The 19,213-nt window shown below is 46.0% G+C and carries 16 protein-coding genes; 9 read left to right on the top strand and 7 right to left on the bottom strand.

The features are described from left to right. The first annotated feature begins 1 nt into the window (after position 1). From G9X63_RS04120 to G9X63_RS04090, 7 genes are all read left to right on the top strand, one after another. Positions 2-823, top strand: coding sequence for a hypothetical protein (locus G9X63_RS04120; RefSeq protein WP_252624482.1), 822 nt, complete (start codon positions 2-4; stop codon positions 821-823). Beyond that, a complete protein-coding gene (locus G9X63_RS04115; RefSeq protein WP_252624480.1) occupies positions 823-2,271 on the top strand; it encodes a flippase in 1,449 nt (482 codons plus the stop codon). Before G9X63_RS04120 ends, G9X63_RS04115 begins: the two co-directional genes overlap by 1 nt. Position 2,272: 1 nt before the next feature. Then, on the top strand, positions 2,273-3,010 hold the full coding sequence (locus tag G9X63_RS04110; protein ID WP_252624478.1) for a glycosyltransferase: 738 nt from the start codon (positions 2,273-2,275) through the stop codon (positions 3,008-3,010). Positions 3,011-3,168: 158 nt separating this feature from the next. Further along, positions 3,169-4,737 (top strand): capsule assembly Wzi family protein, encoded by a 1,569-nt coding sequence (locus tag G9X63_RS04105; protein ID WP_252624477.1) that lies wholly within the window; start codon positions 3,169-3,171, stop codon positions 4,735-4,737. Then, entirely contained in the window at positions 4,731-6,371 is a 1,641-nt protein-coding gene (locus G9X63_RS04100) for a capsule assembly Wzi family protein (protein ID WP_252624475.1), read from the top strand. The genes G9X63_RS04105 and G9X63_RS04100 overlap by 7 nt, the downstream gene beginning before the upstream one ends. Continuing rightward, entirely contained in the window at positions 6,358-7,614 is a 1,257-nt protein-coding gene (locus G9X63_RS04095; protein WP_252624473.1) for an O-antigen ligase family protein, read from the top strand. The genes G9X63_RS04100 and G9X63_RS04095 overlap by 14 nt, the downstream gene beginning before the upstream one ends. Beyond that, complete coding sequence (locus G9X63_RS04090) at positions 7,601-8,368, top strand: WecB/TagA/CpsF family glycosyltransferase (protein ID WP_252624471.1); 768 nt, start codon at positions 7,601-7,603, stop codon at positions 8,366-8,368. Before G9X63_RS04095 ends, G9X63_RS04090 begins: the two co-directional genes overlap by 14 nt. Here G9X63_RS04090 and G9X63_RS04085 read toward each other — a convergent pair. Further along, positions 8,343-9,731: an undecaprenyl-phosphate glucose phosphotransferase gene (locus tag G9X63_RS04085; RefSeq protein WP_252624470.1), complete on the bottom strand. Its 1,389-nt coding sequence runs from the start codon at positions 9,729-9,731 to the stop codon at positions 8,343-8,345. The genes G9X63_RS04090 and G9X63_RS04085 overlap by 26 nt on opposite strands. A gap of 69 nt (positions 9,732-9,800) precedes the next feature. Between G9X63_RS04085 and G9X63_RS04080 the strand changes: the two genes are divergently transcribed. Beyond that, positions 9,801-11,312: a capsule assembly Wzi family protein gene (locus G9X63_RS04080; protein WP_252624469.1), complete on the top strand. Its 1,512-nt coding sequence runs from the start codon at positions 9,801-9,803 to the stop codon at positions 11,310-11,312. A gap of 61 nt (positions 11,313-11,373) precedes the next feature. Next, a complete protein-coding gene (locus G9X63_RS04075) occupies positions 11,374-11,640 on the top strand; it encodes a PEGA domain-containing protein (RefSeq protein ID WP_130922233.1) in 267 nt (88 codons plus the stop codon). Here the strand turns inward: G9X63_RS04075 and G9X63_RS04070 are convergent. The 6 genes from G9X63_RS04070 to G9X63_RS04045 form a co-directional block, all read right to left on the bottom strand. Further along, positions 11,637-12,764, bottom strand: coding sequence for a trans-sulfuration enzyme family protein (locus tag G9X63_RS04070; RefSeq protein WP_252624468.1), 1,128 nt, complete (start codon positions 12,762-12,764; stop codon positions 11,637-11,639). The two genes, G9X63_RS04075 and G9X63_RS04070, sit on opposite strands and share 4 nt — an antisense overlap. Then, positions 12,761-13,495: an LPS export ABC transporter ATP-binding protein gene (gene lptB / locus G9X63_RS04065; protein WP_130895829.1), complete on the bottom strand. Its 735-nt coding sequence runs from the start codon at positions 13,493-13,495 to the stop codon at positions 12,761-12,763. Before lptB ends, G9X63_RS04070 begins: the two co-directional genes overlap by 4 nt. 438 nt (positions 13,496-13,933) lie before the next feature. Further along, a complete protein-coding gene (locus tag G9X63_RS04060) occupies positions 13,934-14,455 on the bottom strand; it encodes a hypothetical protein (protein ID WP_130895830.1) in 522 nt (173 codons plus the stop codon). 21 nt (positions 14,456-14,476) lie between these two features. After that, positions 14,477-14,683 (bottom strand): helix-turn-helix transcriptional regulator, encoded by a 207-nt coding sequence (locus G9X63_RS04055; protein ID WP_130895831.1) that lies wholly within the window; start codon positions 14,681-14,683, stop codon positions 14,477-14,479. Between the two features lie 187 nt (positions 14,684-14,870). After that, the gene (locus G9X63_RS04050) at positions 14,871-16,175 is read right to left on the bottom strand and encodes an amidohydrolase family protein (RefSeq protein WP_252624467.1); all 1,305 of its coding nucleotides are present in this window, start codon (positions 16,173-16,175) and stop codon (positions 14,871-14,873) included. A gap of 8 nt (positions 16,176-16,183) precedes the next feature. Beyond that, the gene (locus G9X63_RS04045) at positions 16,184-19,192 is read right to left on the bottom strand and encodes an amidohydrolase family protein (RefSeq protein WP_252624466.1); all 3,009 of its coding nucleotides are present in this window, start codon (positions 19,190-19,192) and stop codon (positions 16,184-16,186) included. Positions 19,193-19,213 lie beyond the last annotated feature (21 nt).

The following is a 19,213-nucleotide window of genomic DNA, read 5'->3' as shown; positions in this document are numbered from 1 at the left end:
TATGCGTACACCTAAATCCATCGTTGCGATTACTTGGGACGGCAAGTCTAGCCCCATGGACCACATCCATTTCGATGTGGAGCCCGCTTTCGATTGGTTATTGTACGATTATAGCGGTGCTGTTGCGGAGGCACCTATGCCGGTGGCGCACTATATTTCCCTAAAATCAGAATGCAAGGGCGATGTGATGCAGCATATTTATGCTAAACTTCATTCAACTCCGTTGAAATACATTGGATTTCTAGACGATGATCAAATCATCTCTGTTTCGGATCTGAACAAGCTCTTTTTCATTGCCACTTTAGAGAAATTAGACGTATTTCAACCTAGCTTGAATCACGATTCTTACTATAATTTACGCCAATTCCTCCATAAGCCGGGTTATTTGGTTCAAGATACCTGGTGGGTGGAAATTATGTCGCCTTTCTACAGCGAGGCTGTTTTCCAGGCCGCTGGACCTCATTTCAAGCATTCGATTTCTGGTACGGGACTCGATGTATATTTAATCCCTACGATTCAACGTTTGATAGGCAAGACGAAAACGGCCGTAGTTCACGGGGTGGAATTGAAGCATGCGCGTCCGATTCGTACAGATAACCGGGTGTTCTCGAACGGGAAGACCAATCTAGAAGAGATTCGTTATGTGCAGGGCGTTTGCCGCCAAATGGCCGCCGAAAATCCAGAACATTTCGACTCGGATTTTCATTTTCACGTGTTAGACCGTCGCTATGTGCACGGAGTGCCTTTGGCCTATAAAATCCAACGCATCCCGCGGATGATTCGAAACCTATATAAACTGATCGTGGACGCGAGTTACCGCTAATGGAGACCCGGAAAAATGTCTTTTATAATGTGTTATTAGCGATTACGCAGGTTTTATTCCCGCTAATCACGTTCCCGTATTTAGCGCGTACGCTGGGTCCAGATCACGTAGGGGTCTTGAATTTCGCGGAGAGTTTTGCTAAGTATTTTGTTTTATTAGCCGCCCTAGGAATTCCTATTTACGGGGTGCGCGAAGTGGCAAAAGCCGCCAGCGATCGCAGCTTATTAACGAAGACTTTTAGCGAGATTTTCATCATCAATGCGCTAGGTACATTATTACTAAGTCTTGTTTTCCTAGTCTTTATTATGGCGGTTCCACAACTCGCAGCTGAAAAATCCCTTTTCTCTTGGGCGCTGGGCTATTTTATTCTACAAGTCTTCCAATTAGAATGGTTCTTCAGCGGAATGAACCAATTCAAATTCATCGCCATTCGTTCCCTCGTGATTCGGCTTTGCTTCATCGCCGCCGTGTTTTTGTTCATCCGAAATACGAATGACTATGTGAACTATTTCCGGATGCAGGTGGGATTAGCCGTGATATTAGCCGCATTTAATGGAAAAAGACTGTGGGATTTGCTCGATTTTTCGAGTTTTTCTTTCGCTAATCTAGAACTGAAGAAACACATCAAACCGATGGCTTTGTTGTTTTTAACCATCTTCACGATCTCCGTTTATTTCTCGCTCGATACGATCTTATTAGGCTTTCTAGCAGACAATGAAAGCGTGGGTTATTATTCCTCTGCTTTGAAATTAAACCGCCTGTTTATCGGCGTCTTGAGCGCTATTTCGGTGGCGATGTTCCCAGGACTCGTGAGTTTATACCACAAAGGAGAGAAAGAGGCCTTCGTTTTACTCGTGAAACAGTGTTTTTATGTGTTGGTTAGCCTTTCGATGCCCTTGGTGTTAGGAATTGTTACCTGTGCGCCGGAGATCATTCATATCTTGCTAGGAACGGCCTTTGATCGGGCGATCCTACCGCTGCAAATCACGGCGCCGCTGATCTTGATTATCAGTATGTCGGGGATTTTTGGCTTTCAAATCCTCAGCGCCGTAGGCAAGGACAAATCCATTCTCATCTCCGCGCTGATCGGGATGTTTATCAGTATTATTTTAGCGTTCCTTTTAGTTCCTACGCTGAAAGAAGAAGGCGCAGCTATTACAATTCTGTTGACGGAATTAGCGGTTTGCATCGCCTTCGTTTTCTTCACTCGCAAAGAGATTTCGTTATCTAATTACACGACGGTCTTTTTTCAACAATTACTAGGTCTGATTCCGTACGTGGGAATCGTGTTCTTGTTTAAGCTCTTTGTGCCTACGCTATTGTTGCGTTTGCTGGTAATAGGGGTTTTCTCGTTGGCTTGGTTTGTGGTATATCAATTAGTGATTCTGCCTCAAAATGTGTTCAGTGCGCAAATCAAACGATGGATTGACCATCTTCAAAAGGATTAGTATGCTATCCATCGTTATTTGTTCAAAGCATAAAGAATTGTGCGATCAATTGGTAGCCAATATCAATCAAACCATTGGCATACCATTCGAACTTGAGATTATTTCAGGAGCGGAATCGATTACACAAGCCTATGAAACTGGATTGAAAAAAAGTAGCGGAGAGTTATGTTTATTTCTGCACGAAGATGTAATTTTTCACACTCAAGATTGGGGTAAAACGTTGTTAGGTCATTTTAACAGTGATTCTACTATTGGTTTAATTGGTGTTGCAGGTGCTAAAATACATACATTCATTCCTTCAGCCTGGTGGGATTGCTCAGAAAACGAAAAGGTGATCCGAATTTTACAGCATAAGCCCGGAGGCCAAACAGAAGATCAAAATCAAGGGTTTGAAGCTGGTAAATTAGTGGAAGTAGCCGTGATCGATGGTGTATTCATGGCTTTGCGAAAAGAGGTAGGAGCTCATTTTGATCAGACTTTAAAAGGATTTCATGGATACGATTTGGACATATCCTTAGCTGTTCAAGAAAATGGATATAAGGTAGTAGTCATTCAGGACGTGGTACTGGAACATTTCTCCTTGGGTAATTTACACCTTGGCTGGTTAACAGCCTTACTTCAAGTACATAGAAAATACAAACATATATTGCCACTGGCTAAGGGAGATGCAGAATCTAGTTTGCTTCAAGAGATTCGGAATCTCGTTCAATTGTTCAAGCACTACATAAAGCTACATTAGTGATTATCTGTTTCTTAAATTTGTTGTTTTTAACACTTTTAAGAAACAGATTTGATAGTGTGCATTACTAATATAAACTAGTTTATATTAGTAATGCACACTATATCTCCCTGCCACCTTTCTTTTTGTTCAGCGCCGGATTATTCCTAACTTTGTTTATGAAGTTTTTGCTATCGCTATGTTGCGTTTTGTGTTTGTTTGGGACTCCATTATGGGCCCAAAACGCCATCCCCGTCGGTTTCTCTGACATCGATGAACAAGTTCGCAATCTGCAACTATTAGGTAAAGTAGATGCGAATCAGTCGATGCTGGCTAGGCCCTTTTATTCTACGGGAAAGCAAAGCATGCAAGATTTGTATCGATTGATCGATCCTGCTGCTAAAGACTCTATCAAGAGCTATAAAAAAGGCCTTTTCCAGGCTATTTTATTACCAGCTTCCCTATCACAAAAATTGAACACCTCTCGACCATACGGCTGGAACGATCAGGCGATGTCCGTTTCGAATGGCTACCAAATGCAAGCGAGTGCCGGAATTTATGCTCGATTTAGCATTCTACACATTCAGTTCAAACCCGAATTTATACATACAGGTTCGGCAGAATATGAAACAAGCGATGCTTGGGGGCAAGTAAATCCATCCATCGATCGCTATAGTTTAGGGCAGTCGTCTATTCGATTAGAGGCCGGCGGAATTTCATTGGGAGTATCAAATCAGAATCTTTGGTGGGGGCCAGGACATTATTCTTCGCTGTTGATGACGAATAATGCAGCTGGTTTTCTCCACTACAGTTTGAATACAACGCGTCCTCTGAAAACACCCATCGGATCTTTTGAATTTCAATTGATATTAGGTCGAATGACGCGTGATTCCTTGCAGGGCTATGAGAATGCTGCTTTGAAACAAAGAAACCTTTCGGACCGACCTAAAAACCGTCAATACAATGGAATCGTTTTAACCTACCAACCTCGGTTTATGAAAAACGTGTTCTTCTCTGTCTCTAGAGCCTTCCAGAATTACGATGTCGCTAAACCTGAGGCAAGGTTTATGAATACCTATTTACCGGTATTGAATAATCTGTTTAAAAACGATTATAATGATGATACGCTCAGCAAAGACCAGATTTTAAGTCTTTCTACCCGTTGGCTGATGCCGAAGAATCACGCAGAGGTGTATGCTGAATTTGGTTATAACGACGCCAAACAAAACCTACGTGACCTATGGTTAGACATGGCTCATTCGTCTGCATGGGTGATTGGATTTAAGAAATTACATCCTCTAAATAACCGAACCTTTATCGAGGTTTTTGGGGAAGCGACTAAAATGGCGCAGAGTCCGTCCTATTTAATGCGCTCTGCCGGAAATTGGTACGAACATAGCCAAGTGACGGAGGGGTTTACGCATAATAACCAAATCATAGGAAATGGGGTTGGTCATGGTAATAATGTGCAAACGATAGGTGTCAGCTGGAATCAAGGCTGGAAGAAGATAGGGATTACTTTTCAGCATGTAGCCCAAAATCCGATGTTAGAGACCGGTCAATCTGCCGTTAGAACTCGTTTAGTCAAATGGGATGATTATGCTTATGGTTTACAAGGGGGTTATCGTTACAAAAAGCTCTTATTTACGGCTGATTTGAAATGGGTGAATTCCAGCCATTATTTATGGGAAAAAGATCATTCGAAATCGAATGTCTACGCCTTCATTAATACGATTTTCTTATGGTAAAGTACGTTCTAGGCCTCTTATTGCTTTCTTGCTCGGTCTTCGCTCAGACGACTTTACTGGATGATATTAGTTTGCAAGATCTGCAGCGCAATGCGCAACTATTGAATGGGAAGGATTCATCGAAATACGAGAATCAGTCTTTTATGATTCGTTCGACCTCTGCTTTGCAAGAACTAGAAACGAATGCTAGCGAAAAGTTTAAAGTGCATGGCTTGTCTTTCCGTCACACCCTTCAAAACAATAATTTAATGCCACTCAGCTTTAACCAAGGTACAATGTACCCTTCGGTTGGGTTTCAGCGACGCTGGAGTCTAGGAGTCCATTTCTCTTGGAAATTCTTGGATGTCAATTTACAGCCTGAGTGGGTGTTAGCAGAGAATTCTCCTTCTGTTCCGTTCGCGGGAAACCCACAAGATGGGAATTATTGGACAAGAATCTTTTTTCTAATCAACAACAACATTGACCAATACCGCTATTTTGGTTACGAGCCCTTGAAAACCTTTTTCCCAGGACAATCGCGGATCGCATTGAAGTTTGGGAATGTATCTACCGGAGTTTCAACGGAGAACAATTGGTGGGGGCCAGGCTTCAGAAATAGTTTGATGATGACGAATGAGGCTTCCGGCTTTTTACATTATTTCGTCCAAAACAGAAAGCCGGTCATCACTCCCATCGGATCTTTTGAGGGGAAAGGTTTAATAGGGATGTTGGAGAATCCGACTATGCTATCTCCGGAAGACAAAAACTTCAGACCGATCTGGCCAGGGGGGATTGAAAACAAAAATAATTCTGTGCGAATGCTGAAAGCATTTATTGTGAATTGGCAGCCTAAGTGGGTGCCTAATTTCTATCTAGGGTATTCGTTTGCACAACAGAACTACTTTACGAATGAGGATCCACAACCGGGCAAACCTTTTGTGGAGAATCCTAAAATGCAACTAGGGGCCTTCTTGTTGCGTTTCGCCTTGCCTAAAGACCACGCTGAGTTCTATGCAGAATTAGGTCAGCCGGATAAGGTGGTAGGGCCTGCGAGCTTCTTTGGTGATTCTACGAAGACGGGTTTTGTGCTAGGGGGGCGGAAGTTATTTCCTTTGGGCAAAAAGAAGAAATCCTACCTACAATTAGCCATCGAGTTTACGCAATTACAGCTGATGGATCCCGGATTAGTGATTGATAATGATAATCGTTTTGGAGGTCCGCTGCACAATAGCTGGTATACGAGTACCGAGGTTCGTCAAGGATATACACAAAATGGTAAATTGCTAGGAGCTTCTATAGGTCCTGGATCTAATAGTCAAACGATTTACCTGAGTTACCACCGCGGGAGAAGTTTAATCCGACTGAATTTCGAGCGTTTTGCCCGAAATAATGACTTCTATGTGTATGAATATTATGGAAGTGGTCACGCAAATCGTTACTGGGTGAATCTAACGGCTGGTGTAGAAGCACAAATCGGTTTGACAAAGAATCTGCTTTTAGGAGCCTCTTATCTAAATACCTCGGTGAACAATTACATGTGGGTACGGATTGAAGATAACATCGCAGAATGGTCAGATTCGTCTACGAAGTCCGATTATACGAACCAGCAATGGCAGGTGTCACTAAAATACGAGCTGCCGCATGGACGTCGTTAAGAAACTCTATTTGCAGGCCTATTTCTTCGTGATGGCTCTTTATGTGTTCTTTAACAAGGGGATTGCTTATAGTTTTTTAGCGGAGGCTATGTGGGCTGGGGGATTCATCGTGTTGTTTTTAACGCGCAAGGACTATGCTTTTGGCTGGGACAAGCGGACGAAGATTTTGGCCTTTTTGCTGGCGGTTACGGTGGGCTACATTGGATGGGGATTGCGTTCTTACGCGCTTTTTGATGTAATTCGCGACTCTTTCGTGATACAATATGCTTGGTTTGCCTTCTTCGTGTTTCTGTTCAAGGATTTGCGAAAGGAAATGTGGGGATACATTATCTGGATCTATACCTGGTTCCCGTTTTTTGCCTTGTTGAATTTCTATTTCCAAAACTTCTCCGAATTCTTCGAGAACTTCATCCTCTTTGGATCTGTTCCCTTCGCACTCTACAAATACGGCGATATGGGGGTACATTTGTTGATTTCTTCATTGGTATTGATGCTCTACTTGAACCAGCGATCGGTTCGTTTTCAGATTACGTTAGCAGTGGCGATTCTGATGAATTTATTGATCATAACGGCTTATTCTCGTTCGGGAATGTTGGCTTATTTGATCGGATTAGGGCTTTTTGTGGTGTTTACGAAGCGCCAGGAGATGCGGGATTTGATCAAGCAATATATGCGCTATTTACCTATCGTTTTGTTGATGGTGTTACCACTGTATGCGTCCATTAAAGTGAAAGAAAACTTCCAAGGGCGTAAGGTGGGGATGGAGCAATTAGTGGAGAATGTGGGGTCGATTTTTGGGGTAAGTAAAGATGCGACGCTGGATGAAAATAAGTTTTGGCGCTTGGTCTGGTGGGCGAACATTATCGATTATAGCGTGACCCCGGAATATGCGTTGCAGGGGAAAGGATTGGGGATGAGTTTGGCGGAAAGCGATGAGGTGGTGACTGAAATTGATGATTTGCGTTCGCCGCATAATTTTAATTTGACGATTTTAGCGCGCTTCGGCTGGCCGATGTTTCTATTGTGGTGTTATTGGCTGTTCTGTTTGTTCAAACCGATGTTTAAACGGCAACTGAACGATCAGCAATTGATGATTTCTTGCGTGCTGTTCACCTTTTGGTTGAACGGTAGCTTCGACGTCTTTTTAGAGGGTCCCATGGGAGCATTCCCCTTCTGGACCTGGGTGGGCTTGTATTTTTTAGGGGATTTCTTCCCGGAACCAGAACAAGATGCAGCATCATAGAGTTGATATTTTAGGTACCCTGGTCTCCTCGCTGACAATGGACGAATTGTTCAGTGATTGGGAGGCTGTGATTCAAAAGGGTGAAAAGGCCCAGGTGTGTATTACACCCGTGAATTCGATATTGGCGGCGCGCGCGACAGCGCGCGTTCAAGAGATTTACAAGCACGCGGATTACGTTCTTTGCGACGGCGTTCCCGTGAAATGGGCCTCCAATTTTCTTGGAGACCCCATTAAAGAACGCATTACGGGCTTGGATGTGTTGCCACGGATATTTCCGTTTGCCGCTTCGAAAAACTTCTCCATTTTTTTACTCGGCGCCTCTCCCGGAGTGGCCGAAACGCTAAAAACGGTGATGGAGGCGAAGCACCCTGGGGTGAAGGTCGTGGGGACCTTCGTGCCGCCGTTCAGAGCTGTGTTTTCGGATGAAGAAAACGAGGAAATGATCAAAGCGATTAATGCGGTGAAGCCCGATATTTTGTTGGTGAGTTTAACTGCACCTAAGCAGGATATTTGGATCGCAGAAAATCTGGAGAAATTAGATACACGTCTTGCCATCGGAATCGGAGGGGCTTTCGAAGTGGCCGCAGGGATGATTCAACGCGCACCGCTTTGGATGCAAAAGAGTGGTTTAGAATGGTTCTACCGCTTCTTGCAGGAGCCTAAGCGGATGTTTAGACGCTATTTCGTGGAGGCGCCGGTGTTCATTCCGCTCATCATTCAACAGAAAATTAGTACGCGTTTTGGTCGCCCCTGAAGAAGTTAATGACGGTCTGGAGGATGATTTGGCAATCTAACCAAAACGACCAGCGGTGAATATAACTCAAATCAAAGTCCACGCGTTCCTGCATATCTTCCGTCGTCCGCGTTTCCCCTCTACACCCATTTACCTGCGCCCAGCCGCTGATTCCCGGCAAAACGATGTGGCGTAACATGTAATTATCTACCGTATTCATCGACTCGATATTCAAGGGAGTCGGGTGCGGACGCGGTCCCACGACAGACATATTGCCGATCAATACATTCCAAAATTGCGGTATTTCATCCAAATTCGTCTTGCGTAAGAAGGCCCCAATACGCGTAATGCGGGGGTCATTTTTCTGTGCCTGTTGGTAATTTCCCTCTGCATCTACGTCCTCACTTTCCTGCACCATTGTGCGGAATTTATAGCAAATCAAGGTCTCATTATTCAGTCCCCAGCGTTCTTGTTTGAAGAAAACAGGCCCTTTGGACGTCAACTTAATCAATAAGGCGATAATCGGTAGCAGCAGTAGGCCAAAAGTCAAGAAGAACAACACTGAAAAAGTCACATCGAAAATGCGCTTCAAAATCCGGTTCTCCAAACGATCCAGCGGAAGACGTCCCACGTTCATCACGGGCACTTGTCCGATCGTCTGAATGCTGACCGAGGAGGTCGCATATTGTTTGAAGTCAGGCAAAATACGGACTTTGGTCCGGTAATAATCACAAATGCTAATGCAGCGCTGAATGGTCGAATAGTCGTCCGTAGGCAAGGCAATCACGACTTCGTCCACGTAGCGCGACTTCAAAATCAAGTCCAGCTGGCTGATTTTGCCTAAATAATCACAACCGGGAATATTGTTCATCTCGTCATCAATCAGGCCCTCGACCTTATAACCGTAGTAATAATACTTCTGTACCGTATCGTAAAAATTCTTCGCCGCGGCGGTCGCACCCACTAATAAAACCACGTCATTCATCCGCCCTTGGTAAAAAGCAGCGTGGCGATTCTTCCGTAAAATGTATTTGGTGATGGCCGCTAAAAGGAAATTAACGCTAATAAAATAGGCGAAAAAGTGGAAATCATAGGCCCCAGTCGGCTTCAAAAAGAAGAGACTGGAACTGAGCAAAATGGTAAATAAAATCAGGTGGTAAACGATGAAAATGATCTCCTCCGCAAACTTATTTGAGCGTCTATCCGCATACAATTTCGAAAAAGAGGAGACAAAATACCACAATACGAGCGAAAGCAGGCCAAAAGCCGGATTCCATTGATCTATATGCCCCGTATTCCAAAGCGCAAGCGAATAGGCCGCAATGACCACAAGGGCATCGTTCACATAGCGAATCAGCGCAAAACGGTTGGACTTTTTGTTCATCGAAATCTTTATCGCCCAAATTTACAACATTGCGCCCATTCCTCCCTAAATTTGTCCATGCTTAAAAAGATGTTTTTTTTCTTTCTGACAGCACAAATCTACGCCCAAACCATTCCCGTGGGCCGGCCAGATTTTACTGAAGAGCGTCTCCGCAATCAACAATTGATCTCCGGGGCCACTTATTCGTTTACTATACGGCCGGTTTCGGATTCGACCGCGAAGGGTCTGCTACCCGCCACTGTCCTGAATCAGCTAAATACCTACGCCCCCTTGGGATGGAACGACGGCGCGATGATCCCGGCGAAAGGTTTGCAAACTTATTTAACGGCAGGTTTTTTTACCCAATACAAAGCGCTAAGTCTCCAGCTGATGCCGGAATTCGTGTATGCGGAGAACCGAGACTTCGGAACTTTTTCCCTTCAAGGCCCTCAGCGCGCTCCCATGTTAGTTTTGTGGAATAGTACAGACATTCCGGAACGCTTTGGGACCTCTGCCTACTCTCGTTTTCGTTTAGGCCAAAGTGCCCTCCGCCTCTCCTCCCGCTCCGTCTCTGTGGGTATTTCCACCGAGAATCTCTGGTGGGGTCCGGGTTTCCGCAACTCCCTTCTCCTGTCAAACAATGCCCCAGGCTTCTTGCACGGGACATTCAATAGCGTCAAACCGCTAAAAACCTTCCTGGGCTCTTTCGAATTCCAGCTGATTGGCGGGCGCTTAGAGGGGTCTGGGGTACAGCCTTTGGCATCCGATTATATAGTCAACGGCATCAATTATTTAGAGCCTAAATCCACGGATGCCCGCTACATTTCTGCCCTCACCTTGAATTATCAGCCGCGCTGGGTGCCTGGCTTATTCCTCGGTTTCTCCCGCGCTTTCCACCTGTATACCTCGGATATGGGATCGGGTTTGACGGATGTTTTCCCGTTCTTGCTGCCCTTTGAAAAAAAGAATCTTCCGCTGGAGGATGCGAAGCGAAGAGACCAGTTAGCATCCTTGAATGTGCGCTGGGTTTTTCCGGCCTCCCATGTCGAGCTCTACGGGGAATTAGGCTATAATGATTACAAGAATAGTTTTTGGGATTGGTTAACGTCCATGGAGCATTCCAGGGCCTATATCCTAGGTTTACGCAAGGTGTTCAAACAGTCTTCGGGCCGGTATATTCGCCTGGCTTTGGAAAACACCACCATGGAAATGACCGCTGATCGCCTCGTGCGCAATAATGGCCCCTGGTACCGCCATGATTTTGTTCGCCACGGCTACACAAACGAGGGGCAGGTGCTAGGTGCCGGCATAGGTCCCGGATCAAACCTCCAAACCTTCGACCTCGCCTTCGTTCGCCCCGCTTCCATCGCCGGTTTTTCTATCGAGCGCTACGCCCACAACATGGATTACTATTACGACGCGTTTAAAACCTATGATGCGAAATGGGTAGATCTGATGTGGGGTGGATATTACCAAAGGAGAATCCAGGCCTATTCCTTCACCGCAAAACTAAATTTCGCCTGGATGCGCAATTACCAATGGGTGCTCGACCAGCACGTACTGAATGCACAATTGCAATTATCAGCAACTAGATTTTTTTAGCGTTCCAGAACGCTATTTCATTTATTTTTAGGTAATTTCGAGTTCTTAATTCGAAGCCTACATGAAAAATATTCTTATCGTATTGCTAATCAGTGCTTTAAGTTCTTTCGTTGCGCCTGCAACTAAGACCATTTCTGTCAAAACGGATCCAGCCGGAGCAGAAGTGATATTAAACGGTTACTTCGTGGGGAAAACCCCCATTGAAATTAAGATCGACGAAAAGCAATACAATTTTCTTTCAATTTCGAAATCCGGCTACAAGCGCCAGCGTGTCGAACTGAAAGGAATTAATAAAGAAGTCGAGGTGAAATTAGAGAAGGAACTCTAAATAGTATCCAGCGCCTGTTCTAGGTCAGCCCACAAATCATCTACATGTTCTAAACCGATCGAGAAACGCAATAAGTTTCCCGGTGTCGTACTTTGCGGTCCTTCAATGGATTTGCGGTGTTCTACCAGCGATTCTACGCCACCCAAGCTCGTCGCTTGTTGGAATATCTGCAGTTTACCCGCCATTTCCCTCGTTTCTGTTTCCCCGGTTTTTACCTGCAAAGCGATCATGCCGCTGAATCCTTGAGGCATCTGTTTTTTTGCCAAAGCGTACTGCGGATGTGATTCCAGGCCAGGATAATGCACTAATTCTACCTTAGGGTGTTTTTCCAAACGCTTCGCCAGTTCCAACGCGTTCGCACTGTGCTCTCTCATTCTCAAAGGCAAAGTCTTCAAACCCCTCGCTAATAAGTAACAGTCCAATGGATTGGGCGTCGCCCCCATCAAAATCTGGACGCGTTCAATCCTTTTCGCCCACTCATCATCCTCTTTTACCAGCACTGCCCCACCCATAATGTCCGAATGGCCACCAATGTACTTCGTCGTGGCGTGCATCACGAAGTCCGCGCCATGAGCGATGGGATTTTGGAGCACGGGTGTGCCCATCGTATTATCCACGCCTAATTTAAGTCCGTGTTTTTTAGCAATGACTGACAAGCCTTCAATATCCGTTATGCTTAGCATTGGATTCGCCGGTGTCTCCGCCCAGATGAGCTTTGTGTTTTTTTGTACCGCTTTTTCTACCTGTGCCAAATCCGTCATATCCACCTGCGTCACTTCTAGTCCCCAGGGACCCAAAATCTCTTCCGCCAGTTTGTAGGAGGCATAATAACCCACTTCTGGCATTAAAATATGGTCACCGGATTGTAGGCATTGGAAGACAGCGTTGACGGCGGCGAGGCCTGAGCCGAAGGCGAAGCCTCGCGACGCCCCTTCTAAGGCCGCCAGGCCTTTTTCAAGTGCTGTGCGGTTCGGATTCGAGTTGCGAGAATACATGTGACCTTTCGGATACGTTCCGTCCAAAGCCCGTTCAAAAGTCGTCGTCAAAAACACCGGCGCCGCAATCGCCCCCGCCGTCTCATCCTTCAAATGACTCCCATGTACCGCAATCGTCTCCTTTTTCATCGCTGATTTTCTCTTAACTTAAAGTTCTTACCTAAATACAAACGACGAACTTGTTCGTCATCCGCTAATTCTCGTGGCGTCCCCGCCTTCAATATCTTTCCCTCAAAAAGCAAATAAGCCCTATCCGTAATCGATAGCGTCTCATCCACATTATGATCCGTAATCAAAATCCCAATATTCCGGTATTTTAACTTCGACACAATCGTCTGAATCTCCTCTACCGCGATCGGATCGACCCCCGCAAACGGCTCATCCAACAGAATAAACTTAGGATCCACCGCCAGCGCCCTCGCAATCTCCGTTCTTCTCCTCTCACCCCCAGAAAGCACCTGACCTAAACTCTTCCGCACATGCGTTAAAGAAAACTCCTCCAAAAGACTCTCCACCTTCTCTTTCTGCGCCGCCTTCGACAAATCCGTCATCTCTAACACCGCCTGAATATTTTCCTCCACACTCAGCGTCCTAAAAACCGACGCCTCCTGCGCTAAATACCCGATTCCAAGCCTTGCCCTCTTATACATAGGCAAGTCCGTCACGTCCAAATCATCCAAGAACACCTTCCCCTCATTCGGCTTCACCAAACCCGTAGCGATGTAGAAGGAAGTCGTTTTACCCGCGCCATTTGGCCCCAACAAACCCACAATCTCCCCTTGCGCCACCTGGTACGAAATGTGATCATTCACTAATCGTTGGCCGTATTTCTTGACTAAATTCTCTGTCCGTAAAATCATGCCTTAAAAATACGAATTATTTCGATGTTTTCCCTTCTTGCCCCCTCGCTCTCGTCTTTAAACCCTTTTAGCGCCTTGATTGTTCAGCCTGGCCTAGCTGTTCAATAGGGCTCTGATTGCGTAGAATCGACAAATGGAGAAATAAATCGTCTGGCGTAAAAGTCGATTTTCAGGTATTGACAGATTGTGTCAATACCTGAAAAGGCCTCTGAGTGCCTCGAAGATATTTCAACATTATGCCCTTTCAGGCATTTCTGGGTTATTATGGTAATTGTTAGCAGGTTTGCATTAACCCATTCATCTACTCCGGACTAAGCGACAAAGTCGCGACTAAGTCACGAAGTGACGACCAGATTGCGTAGCAATGACTACGCGAAGCGACCACGACTAAATAGCAAGGCGATGACTAAGTGACGCAGTCACGACCAGCGCGCCGCGCTACAACACCACCCCACTAACTGAATAGCGAGTAGGCGAGGAGAACCAGCGCAAAGCTTGTGAACCTGAAATGGTGTAGGAAACCACGCGACCGGAGATGAGGTGCATGGAGAGTTTTTTGGAGGTAATGTAAATTAAATTCTCAGAAGAGATCTCAAAATCTACCGTAGATGGTCTGCCGGCTGAGTCTAAAGCGATTTGGAAGGAACGAACGGGAAGGTCTTCGCCTTTTTTCAGCACGTAAAGGATCAGGCCTGGGGCGCTGTGATTCTCGTAGCTGAGGGCGTAGGCAGGTTTGTTTAGATCGGCTTCTTGGAAGAGGGCCCATTCTTTGGCCAAATCCACCTGGGCCGAATCAATGACTTCTGCTGTGCCATCGAGGATGACGGTCTTTTTTACCGAAAGGGGGGAAGATGATAGGCGATTCAGCTCCTTTTTCCAGTCGTAGAAATGAGTGGCCGGCTCCGGGGAGGGGGTGCACGCAACGAATGTCAAAAAGAGTAAAAGGCTGAGGCGAATCATCCCCCCAAAGGTAAGAAAATTTTAGGCCGAGAACACATCCTCAATGGGAATCTTCAAGACTCGGATGAGGAGGTAAATTTTAGTGGCGTTGGGATAATGTTTGCCGGATTCCCAATAATTGTAGGCACTTTGGGAAACTCCTACGGCAGAAGCGACTTCTTGTTGTGTCATCCGTAATGTCAAGCGGGACTTGATCAAAACGGTCGAAAAGACTAGTTTGGTTTTCATATTTTATTAGTGGTTAGCGTTTTATTTTTGATAATATTCAGAGAATAAATGCAAAAACAAAACTATTAACACTTTTATCCTAAACTTTATAAAAACACTGATAATGACCCGCAATGAGGGTACAAAAAAAGTCCTCAAAAGACAAAATCGGCTTTTGAGGACTTTTTAGACTACACTTTAATTCAACTTATTTCACGTTGTACTTGTACTTATACCGCTCAAATAATTGCGAATGTTTGTTGTCTAAATTCAAGGCGCGGCCCTGAATGAAGGCATGAGTTAAAACGCTCGTGCGCATGTCTAACACATCACCTGTTGAGATGATTAGGTTCGCGTCTTTGCCTGATTCGATACTGCCGGTGCGGTCTGAAATACCAAGGATTTTTGCTGCATTTAGCGTGATCGCTGAAAGCGCTTCTTCCTTTGTCATCCCGTAAGCTGACATGGTTCCAGCGTGGAATGGAAGGTCGCGTTGGCGCCAGTTCCCATCGCCGCCTTCGAAGCCTACAGAGAATAAGACGCCTGCTTTTTGTAACATTCCGGGTGTCTTGTACGGCTGATCTACGGCGTCATCTTCTGCAGCGGGAAGGCTGTGGATTTCTCCCAAAATCACCGCCACCTTATTTTCCTTCAAAATATCCGCAATCATCCAGCTGTCTGTGGCTCCTACTAGGACAAGTTTGAAGTTGAATTCTTTGGCAAAATTAATCGCCGCTAGCATCTCCTTCACTAAATCACAGTGCACGAAAAAGGGCTTGCTTCCGTCGAATAAGCCTCTCGTAGCTTCGAACTTCAAGTTCGTGCTTGTATGTGTCTTCTCGTTTAGATATGCTTTTGCTTCCTTAAAAAAGGACCGCGCCTCTTCGAGGCGCGCCAACCCCGCCGCCACTGGATCCGCGTTCGCTCCTCTTCTTTGAAAAGCAGCTGGACGATTAATCAAGGCTGGCATCTTAAAGTGAATGCCATTGTCCATCGCGTAAGCGGCATCTTGCCAGTTCCAGGCATCTAATTGAACGACGCTAGAAGAACCAGGGATCATCCCGCCTTGCGGCGTGATTTGTGCTAATAAAACGCCATTCGAACGCACCGTGTTGATGATTTTCGAATCGGTATTGTACGCCACGATCGAACGGATGTTCGGGTTCATTTCGCCTAATTCCTCGATATCGATGGTCGACTTCGTAGACGCGAATTCCACTAAACCTAAGCTCGAGTTAGGAGCGATTAAGCCTGGATAGACTTGCTTGCCTGTCGCATCGATGCGCTCAACGTCCCCTGAGATAGTCACAGGAGTGGCAGAAACGGTTTTGATTTTACCTTTTTCGAGAACGAGCGTGCCGTTTTCGATGATGGTTCCGTTGCCCACGTGGATGGTACCGCCGGTGATGACGATGGTCTTGCTTTGGGCAGGGGATGGGTGCATAGTTTCTTGTGCGAAAGCCGTAAGGCCGCTAAGCGCAAAGAAAAGAGTATATATGATCTGTTTTTTCATCTTAAATCTTAGTTTTCAGTGTTAGCCCAACGGTTCGAAATACGGTCCCAAATGCTGTTTCCGTGGTGGTGATCCTCCTCGCATTCGTTCTCCGCCTTGTACGATGGAGTCGCTGGACGAGTCGATGCTCCGCCTTTTTTCGCGCCAATCATCTTTTGCACTAAGCGTTGTTTTTCTGCTTTCAATTCCGCTTGGCGAATCAAATCTGCCGCGCGATCGAAAACCACTGCGCCATCTACGATGGTGTGCTCTGATTTTGCATAAATCGATAATGGATTGTCTGACCAAACCACGATATCGGCATCCTTCCCTTCCTTGATGGAACCGACGCGGTCAGCGACGTGTAACATTTTGGCAGGATTCAACGTCACCATTTTCAACGCTTCTTCCTCCGACATACCTGCGTATTTCACTGATTTCGCTGCTTCTTGGTTCAAACGACGTGCCATTTCCGCATCATCCGAATTAATCGCTACGTTCACGCCCGTCTTCTGCATCAAGTACGCATTTTGCGGGATCGCGTCCGTCACCTCCATTTTATAGGCCCACCAGTCTGAGAAGGTCGAAGCATTTGCACCATGTTTGGCCATGATATCTGCTACTTTATAGCCTTCCAAAATGTGAGTGAATGTGTTCACCGTGAATCCAAAATGATCCGCCACCTTCATCATCGCGTTGATTTCGCTTTGCACATACGAGTGGCAGGTAATGAAACGCTTGTGGTTCAAAATCTCCACTAAGGTTTCTAATTCCAAGTCAATACGCTTGCCAGGACCTTGCTTTTCGTAGTCTTTCGCACGTGTAAACGCATCCATCAACACCTGCTCCACCCCCATACGTGTGTCTGGGAAACGCGGATTTGATGGATTATAAGAGCGTTTTACGTTTTCGCCTAAAGCGAATTTGATAAATGGATCCCAATTCGCAAACTTCATTCCCTCGGCGTTCGCACCCCAACGGAACTTCAATAATTGCGTTTGGCCACCGATCGTGTTACATGATCCGTGCAAGATGTGGCTAGATGTCACACCACCGCTCAATTGACGGTAGATGTCCACATCATCTGGATCGATGACGTCTTGGATGCGCACCTCTGCCGTTACTGATTGCGAACATTCGTTAATGCCGCCGGTTCCCGCTACGTGCGAGTGCTCGTCGATGATCCCCGCCGTCACGTGTTTGCCCATTCCGTCGATCACGCGCGCCGTTGGATCTTTCAATCCTTTGCCGATCGCCGCGATTTTGCCGTTCTTTAATAAGACATCGCTGTCCTTTAAAACGCCTGATTTTTCATTCGTCCAAACCGTCGCATTTTTGATCAAGATCGTTTCGGCCGTCGCTGGTTTAGGCGTTCCGTAGCCCGCAAATGGGTAGATGACGGATCCTAATTCCAATTTATCTTCTTTCTTACCTGCTTTTTTCGCTACCGTATCTGCCGAAGCCGATGCCGTTGCTTTCCATGAAATCCAGTCGCCGTTCGCTAATTGGCCTGTTCCCGTGAAGCTCGCCTCTGCGAACGTTCCCGTTAAGCGCGTACGCTTGCCTTTGTCGGCTTTTGAAGTGAAGCTTAAGTTAATAAGGGATTCTTTTTGGGAGAAGTCGACGGACGTGGTGTCTTTGGCCAAAATTTGAACCTTATACCCTCCTGGCTCGCCAGAGATACTTAAAGTCGCCTTGTTCGCGCCTAATTGTAAATCATATTTCCCTGCCAACGAATTCCATTGTTCCTTCGCAATCGGATACGCATCGCCTTGCACCCAGTTTTCAATGATGGTCGTTTTCTCAGCGAAAACCGGACCATTCGTGATCACGAAGTTCGCTAGTTTGCCTGCATCCAGACTTCCGACCATGTCAGAAACGCCTAAGATAGTCGCCGGGGTTGAAGTCAAAGCTTCTAACGCCTTTTGCTCGCTCAAACCATATTGAATCGCCTTGCGGAGATTTGGCATAAAACTGCTCACATCTTTTAATCCATTCGCCGTGATCGCGAACGATAGACCCGCTTTCTCAAAAGTCGCCGGGTTCGTAGGCGCTAATTCCCAGTGCTTCATATCCGCCACGTTCACGAAACGCGCGTCTGTCGGATCCTCTAAATCCATCGCCTGAGGGAAGTCCAACGGCAAAATGAATTTCGCATTCGACGCTTTCATCTCATCGATACGTTGGTATTCGTTACCGCTCGCCTTGATAATGTATTGAACGCCAAACTCGTCGCCGATTTTGTCTGCCCGTAAAGCTGACCATTTATCCGTTACCTCAAAGATTTGTGGAAGCGCTTGAATTTCATTAAAAGAGGCCAAAGATAAATTCGTTCCCTCTTTCGCCGGCTTTGATTTGTACCAAGCGGCGTCTAAGAAGTTTTGGCGTAAAAGCGCAATCGAACCCATCAACGAGCCCGGATAATCCTGCGTAGATGATCCCTTATTAAAGGAATAGTGCGCTGAAGCCTTCTCTTTCAAGACCACCAAGTTTTCTCTTTGCTTCGCTAAGCTCACGAAAACGCCGGTTCCACGAGAGATACCGTCCATTTGGTGCGTTAAAACCGTGCCAAAGCCCAGCTTGCGCAATTCCTTCGCCTTCGCATCATTCACCTCGAATAATTTCGCGTGCGAAACCTCCGATTTAATGGCCTGATTCCAAGAATAAGGGCCTTTTGTGTTCGATATCATTTGAGAGGGTGAACGGTATCCGCCACCACCCGCTGCCACGGGATTCATCCCATAATCACTGTAAAGATCAACGAAAGACGGATAAATGTACTTACCGCCACAATCGATCACCACCGCGTCTTTAGGGACCGCCACAGCTCCGACCGATTCGATCTTACCATTTTTAATCACCAAAGTCGCCTTGGTTAAAGTCGTTTTTGCATCTTTCACGATGGTCGCGTTCGTGAAGGCATAATAGCCATTCGACGGACTTGCGACGTCATTAATCGGGAAAGTGACTTGAGAAAAGAGAGACGTGCTCACGAAGAGGAACAGGGCTCCCAGCCAAAAAGGTTGAAATTTTTTCATTCGTTGATTTTTGTTGGAGAT

Source organism: Aquirufa antheringensis (genome assembly GCF_023921165.1).
In the GTDB taxonomy this organism is placed as follows: Bacteria; Bacteroidota; Bacteroidia; order Cytophagales; family Spirosomataceae; genus Aquirufa; species Aquirufa antheringensis.
The sequence above is the reverse complement of the archived record's forward strand: the minus strand, read 5'-3'. Positions and strand labels throughout refer to the sequence as shown.